Origin of the sequence: Moraxella sp. CTOTU47915, assembly GCF_031986685.1 — a bacterium.
Taxonomy (GTDB): Bacteria; Pseudomonadota; Gammaproteobacteria; order Pseudomonadales; family Moraxellaceae; genus Faucicola; species Faucicola tetraodonis.
The window spans coordinates 1-5,664 of sequence record NZ_DAMAAE010000031.1 but is presented as its reverse complement, the minus strand read 5'-3'; the positions used below and the strand labels follow the sequence as shown (position 1 = coordinate 5,664).

Sequence of the window (5,664 nt, the reverse complement as noted above, 5' to 3'; positions counted from 1 at the left end):
TAATTGATTATGTAGCTTATCCTAGCATATTTTTTAATCGTGAACAGGTTCTAAACACCGCTGGGGTGTTGATATCGTTTTTTTCAATCGGTGTGCCTGTAAAGCCTAGATAAGTGGCATTGGGCAAGGCATCACGCAAATATTTGGCAAAACCATAAACCGTGCGTTTGCCCGTCACGTCGCCAGCATCGTTTTTGACATCGACTTCTTTGGCGGCAAAGCCATATTGCGAGCGGTGCGCTTCGTCGGCGATGACGATGATATTATGGCGTTCGGACAGCGTGTCATAGACATTGCTACCGTCTTCTGGCTGGAATTTTTGAATGGTGGTAAAAATGAAACCGCCAGAATTGACTTTAAGTAGTTCTTTGAGCTGCTCTCGATCTCCGGCTTGTTTTGGAGATTGCCTAAGCAATTCAACCGATGCCGAGAATGTAGTAAAAAGCTAGTCGTCTAAGTCGTTACGGTCGGTCAATATAACCACGGTTGGGTTATTCATGGCAAGCACGATTTTGCCTGTGTAGAACACCATTGACATAAGGCTAAATTATTGCTGACATTATTGGGTGTGGTGAGTTGGTTATTTTGGCTGATACGCTAATAGGCTTCAAGTCATTGTTCTGGGGTAAGTTGTGGGTTGATGGTAGCGATAGCTTGCAGGACATTGTCTTGGAGCAAAACTTGGCTATAGGCTCGTAGCGGTTTTATGCCGTAGGGTTCGATATCGACGCCTTAAACGTGGCGATAGCCGATGTCTTGGAGTTGTTCGATAGCTATTTGTTCGATGTCAGATTCGTAGATTTCGCTCATAGGAACATCCGTTTCTGTTTTTTAAGTTTTGGGAAAGTGTGGCAATTTGCCACAGTTTTATTTGTCTAATTCTAACTCATTCAACATTTTTTCTAATTGATAAACTGCAACGCCAATCGGCTGGGGGTTTTGATTGAGTGCATATTCAACCACGACTTCGTTACGACTTTTACAAAGTAACAAGCCTATTGTTGGTGTGTCATGTTGGGTTTTGAGTTGCCTATCGACTGCAGTCACGTAGAAATTGAGTTGCCCGATATGCTCAGGTTTAAAATCGCCAGTTTTTAATTCGATGACAACGTAACAGCGAAGTTGCAGATGATAGAAAAGCAAATCGATATAAAAGTCGTCACCACCAACTTCAATATGCCGCTGTTTGCCAACAAACGCAAAACCTGTCCCTAACTCGAGTAAAAATGCCATAATATGCTGGGTTAAAGCGGTTTCTAATTCTCGTTCATGATAGGCTTCGCCTAAGCTGAGAAAGTCAAAAATATAAGGATCTTTGAAAGTTTGGGTCGCCAAATCTGAATGTATCTCTGGCAATGTCTGCGAAAAATTATTGACGGCTTGTCCTGTGCGTTCTAGCAGACCGCTTTCTATTTGATGGACTAAGACATTGCGTGACCAACCATGTTCAATGGCTTTTTGGGCGTACCATAGTCTTGTTTCATTGTGAGAAAATTTATCCAATAGTACAAGATTATGACCCCATGGTAATAGTGCAACAGCCTGCTGCACTATTTGCTTATCTTGCCATGCTTCGGCAAACTTACGCATATATTTTAGGTTGCGAGTAGAAAAACCTTTGATTTCTGGGAATTCGGTGGATAGGTCTTTGGATAGTCTGTCAATAACTTTTGCACCCCAACCTTGTTGGTCTTGACGTTGTAGGATGTTTTGTCCGATTTGCCAATATAACAGCACCAGTTCTTGATTAACCGCAAGTATAGCTCGTTGTTGAGATGAGCGAATCTGTGTTTTGAGCTGATTGAGCCAGTCTTGGTAGCTCTGTTCGCTGGTTTGCTCGGTTAAAGACATTGATAATTTTCTCTTGTTTGGAAAGTGTGGCAAATTGCCACAGTTTCGATTTTTCATGATTAGTTAAAAAGTGTGGCAAATTGCCACAGTTTTTCTTTTTTGGATAGAAAGTTTAAGATGACACATTTTTTGTCATTAACATTTCGATAAATTGCTCAATCTCAGTGCGTTGTTGTTGGTCTAAGTCTTTGGCATTGATTTCGACCAAATACTTTTTGCCTTTGTGATGAAATTTTCCAATCGGTTTACCATTAGAAATGATTGGTTTTATATCTAAAGGTGCAGCAATAGCGGGTGTTAAAATATCTTGGCTTAACTTTAAGCTTTGTTGCCTAATAAATTCTGCAATTTTTCCTTGTTCGAGCTTACCAAGCTCTAACATATCCCAGACATGGGATAAGATTTCTGTTGTTTGTTGTTCTGATAGTTGTAGTTCATTAATAACTTGCTTGATATCATAGGCTGCCGAGCGAGAGAGCAATTTAGGATTGCGTTCAACCTTTTTTAAAAAACTTGCTGGTAAATCGCGGTAAGCGAAATATCGATACATCTCTTTGCGATCAATACCAACGGCTTCTGCTAAACGAGACTTATTTGGAAATAACGATTCGATACTACGCAGTGCTTTACCAATTTCAAAATCGCAAAGATCTTCTCGACTCGCATTTTCTGCTAATGCTAAAATGGCAATTTCACTATCATCTGCTTGGGTCACAATTGCATCGATATGAGTTTTGCCCAGTAACTCATGCGCTTTAAATCGGCGTTCACCAGCGATTAGCTCGTAGTTTCCTTCATCGATCTCTCGAACTGTAACCGGCTGTAAAAGCCCCATCTCTTTAATAGATTCAGCCAAACTAGCAATTTCTTTTTCATCAAATACAGTACGGGGCTGAAAACGGTTAGGACGTACTTTATTTAGCGGTAACTTTTTTAGTTCATTGCCCAACTCTAAATGAGCTGACTGATTTGCATTAAGATGCTTTGCGCTGTTCTCAGCTAACTTCTGGGCTAACAATGCTTTGATATCTTTACTCATCATCAGCCTCATTATTTCCAATGACTAAATCTTCTTGATTATCTTTATGAATGGGTAGATTTAATTCATTCACCACCCATAATGCAAATTTTCTAAATTCACGAGCGACCTTGGAGGTACGGTCAATTCTTTGGATACTGGTTTGGGCCATAGCAGCCTGATTAATTTTGGTACTAGTAGGAATTTTAATAGGAATCAGTTTTCCAAGCTGCTCTCTGGCTGAACTTTCGATGAGCTTGCAAACCGTTTGGCGTTCATCATGGCGTATCAGCAATGCGCCTAATAAATTAAGTTTAGGGTTAATACGATAAATTTTTTGAAGGTGTTTAACCAAATCAGTTACGCCATACATTCCGTACTGAGAACCCGATTCAATCGGTATAATTAAATCGGTTGCCGCAGCTAAGGCATTACTGGTCAATAGTTTCAAACTAGGTGGACAGTCAATAAGAATAACATCATATAAACCTATTAACGGAGATATTTTGTCTCTTAATTCCTCTGAAGGACGTGGCGCTTCTTCTTTCAATTTATCTTCTGCAGCACCTAGCGCTAATGATCCATAGATAAGTGATACCCCCTCTATATTAGTATCCTCATGAATAGCTAGAGGAAGTTTTTCAGCTTCCGATAGTAATAGTTCAGCGATGGTGACGCTGACTTCGCTAGGGTGGTCTTTGCCAATATGTAGACTTGCATTAGCTTGAGGGTCAAGGTCAATGACTAGGACAGATAGTTCAAGCTTTGCCAGTTCTGCTGCCAGGTTGACCACTGTAGTGGTCTTACCACAGCCACCTTTGTGATTGGCAACAGCGATAATTTTAGTCTGCTTTTTTATCATTTTGTGTACGATACCATTAAAAAGTGTGCATGGTATTATAGCTTATAATCAACAGTATTAGGACTTTGCTTACATAAAAAAGTGTAGATAGTTGAGATGCTAATTGAAAAATTAAAAAGATGAATTGGTAAGCTATCGGGCATATTTGACCTATGTTAGGCTATAACATTTTACATATACATAACCATAACCATAACCATAACCATTGAGTTTAACATGTCATCAGGCTGTCACTATCCTCAACTATTCTACAAAATTCGAATTCTAAATTTTGAGGATAGTATGAAAAACGCCAAATTAAAACTTCTTATTAAAAGCCTATGCATGATGGCACCATTGACGCTTACCGCCTGCAACAACGACAATGATAGTAACAATCAAAGTATTGTTGAAAAACCAACGCTACAAACTGTCTTAAACAACTTCAAAAATGGTGCAGCCTTACCTACTAAAGCCTTAATGTCTACCAAAGACGCCGATGGTAAAAATGTGACAATCTATCAAGGCGGCTATGGTTCTGATGGTTTCGTCAACCCTAATGACCCAACCCAATTTTATGCACTTACTGACCGCGGTCCAAACTCAGATGTTGTACACGGTGATCCTAATATTGAAAAAGGCGAAGGCAAAGCTTTCCCTATTCCAAATTACACCCCAAATGTCGGTCTGTTCCAAATCAACTCAGATGGCAAAATTAGTCTAGTTAAAATTATTGAATTAAAACGTCCAGATGGTATTACTAAAACCACAGGACTTCCTAATCCTATCAATGGCGCGACCAAAGAAGTGGCTTATATTCAGAACAATACTGACAATGCTTACGGTACGCTGATGTTGGCAGATCAAACTAAGCCGTATAGTGCAACCACCAATTCTACTAAAACTGATGCGTATGGCATTGATGCAGAAGGCCTAGCAGTGATGAAAGACGGCACGTTTTGGGTCAGCGATGAATACGGCCCGCACATTGTACATTATGATGCAACCGGTAAAGAAATTGGTCGCATCAATGCCTTTAGTAGTGGGGAAGGTGCTAGTACTGTTACCATCAATAATAAAGTCATCACGTTGCCTGGCGAATTTAAGAATCGCCGTGCCAATCGTGGTATGGAAGGCTTAACTATTACGCCTGATCAGCAGTATTTAGTCGGTATCATGCAATCAGCCTTATATAACCCTAACAAAGATACTAAAAAATCTAATTTAACTCGCTTAGTACGTATTAACTTAGCGACAGGACAGATTGAACAATTTATCTATCAACAAACCGAAGCTGACTCAAACTCCGGTATTGTGGCAATTGATAAAGATACCTTTTATGTGATTGAACGTGATGGTGACTTCCCTAAAGACAATGCCAATGCGGTCAAAAAAGTCTTTAAAGTCGATCTAAGAAATGGCACTAATATTGAAAGCATCACTAACAATGGCAGCATCACCCAAGATGACAAACTGGGGCTATTAATTGGTGGTAAAACCCTTGAACAGTTAACGCTAAATGCGGATGATTGGACAACCCTAAAAAACAATGGCATTAACCCTGTTAGCAAAACAGAATATCTAAATGCTGTCACTAAACTTAATTATCCGCACGATAAGTTAGAAGGTTTGATGTTATTCCCGAATGGGGCATTGGGTTTAATCAATGATGATGACTTTGGGATTATGCCACAGGATAAATATAATAAAGACTATATCACCCAAAAATATGTCGACAAAGCTAATACTGATGTTGATAGTGACCGCCTGTATATTTATCGTCCTTAACGTTATAAATCATAAAGTGAGAGCTATATATTTGGCTCTTACTTTATCCTGTTTAATTTATGTGACTTTTATAAATAAGGGTCAGTAGTAAGCATCCGACCAACCCCTATAGCATTTTCCAAACATGAGGCAGGAGCTCATCAATATCCTTATCTTTATGGGTAGG

General features: G+C 39.5%; 4 protein-coding genes and 1 pseudogene. 1 reads left to right on the top strand and 4 read right to left on the bottom strand.

Annotated features, from left to right (window positions below; all coding sequences use genetic code 11):
- Positions 1-52: 52 nt before the first annotated feature.
- From RTL34_RS11450 to RTL34_RS11435, 4 genes and pseudogenes are all read right to left on the bottom strand, one after another.
- Positions 53-538: pseudogene (locus RTL34_RS11450) on the bottom strand (DEAD/DEAH box helicase family protein); the annotation flags it as partial.
- Positions 539-867: 329 nt separating this feature from the next.
- Complete coding sequence (locus RTL34_RS11445) at positions 868-1,851, bottom strand: PDDEXK nuclease domain-containing protein (protein ID WP_312117033.1); 984 nt, start codon at positions 1,849-1,851, stop codon at positions 868-870.
- Between the two features lie 112 nt (positions 1,852-1,963).
- Complete coding sequence (locus RTL34_RS11440) at positions 1,964-2,893, bottom strand: ParB/RepB/Spo0J family partition protein (RefSeq protein WP_312117031.1); 930 nt, start codon at positions 2,891-2,893, stop codon at positions 1,964-1,966.
- Positions 2,883-3,731, bottom strand: coding sequence for a ParA family protein (locus RTL34_RS11435; RefSeq protein ID WP_227716884.1), 849 nt, complete (start codon positions 3,729-3,731; stop codon positions 2,883-2,885). The genes RTL34_RS11440 and RTL34_RS11435 overlap by 11 nt, the downstream gene beginning before the upstream one ends.
- A 324-nt stretch (positions 3,732-4,055) precedes the next feature.
- Between RTL34_RS11435 and RTL34_RS11430 the strand changes: the two genes are divergently transcribed.
- Positions 4,056-5,498, top strand: a complete 1,443-nt coding sequence (locus tag RTL34_RS11430) for an esterase-like activity of phytase family protein (RefSeq protein WP_312117028.1) — start codon at positions 4,056-4,058, stop codon at positions 5,496-5,498.
- The last annotated feature ends 166 nt before the right edge of the window (positions 5,499-5,664 follow it).

Bases quoted from the DNA above. Each gene is read 5' to 3' on its own strand.
- RTL34_RS11445 (WP_312117033.1), bottom strand. From the start codon at position 1,851: ATGTCTTTAACCGAGCAAACCAGCGAACAGAGCTACCAAGACTGGCTC.
- RTL34_RS11440 (WP_312117031.1), bottom strand. From the start codon at position 2,893: ATGATGAGTAAAGATATCAAAGCATTGTTAGCCCAGAAGTTAGCTGAG.
- RTL34_RS11435 (WP_227716884.1), bottom strand. From the start codon at position 3,731: ATGATAAAAAAGCAGACTAAAATTATCGCTGTTGCCAATCACAAAGGT.
- RTL34_RS11430 (WP_312117028.1), top strand. From the start codon at position 4,056: ATGATGGCACCATTGACGCTTACCGCCTGCAACAACGACAATGATAGT.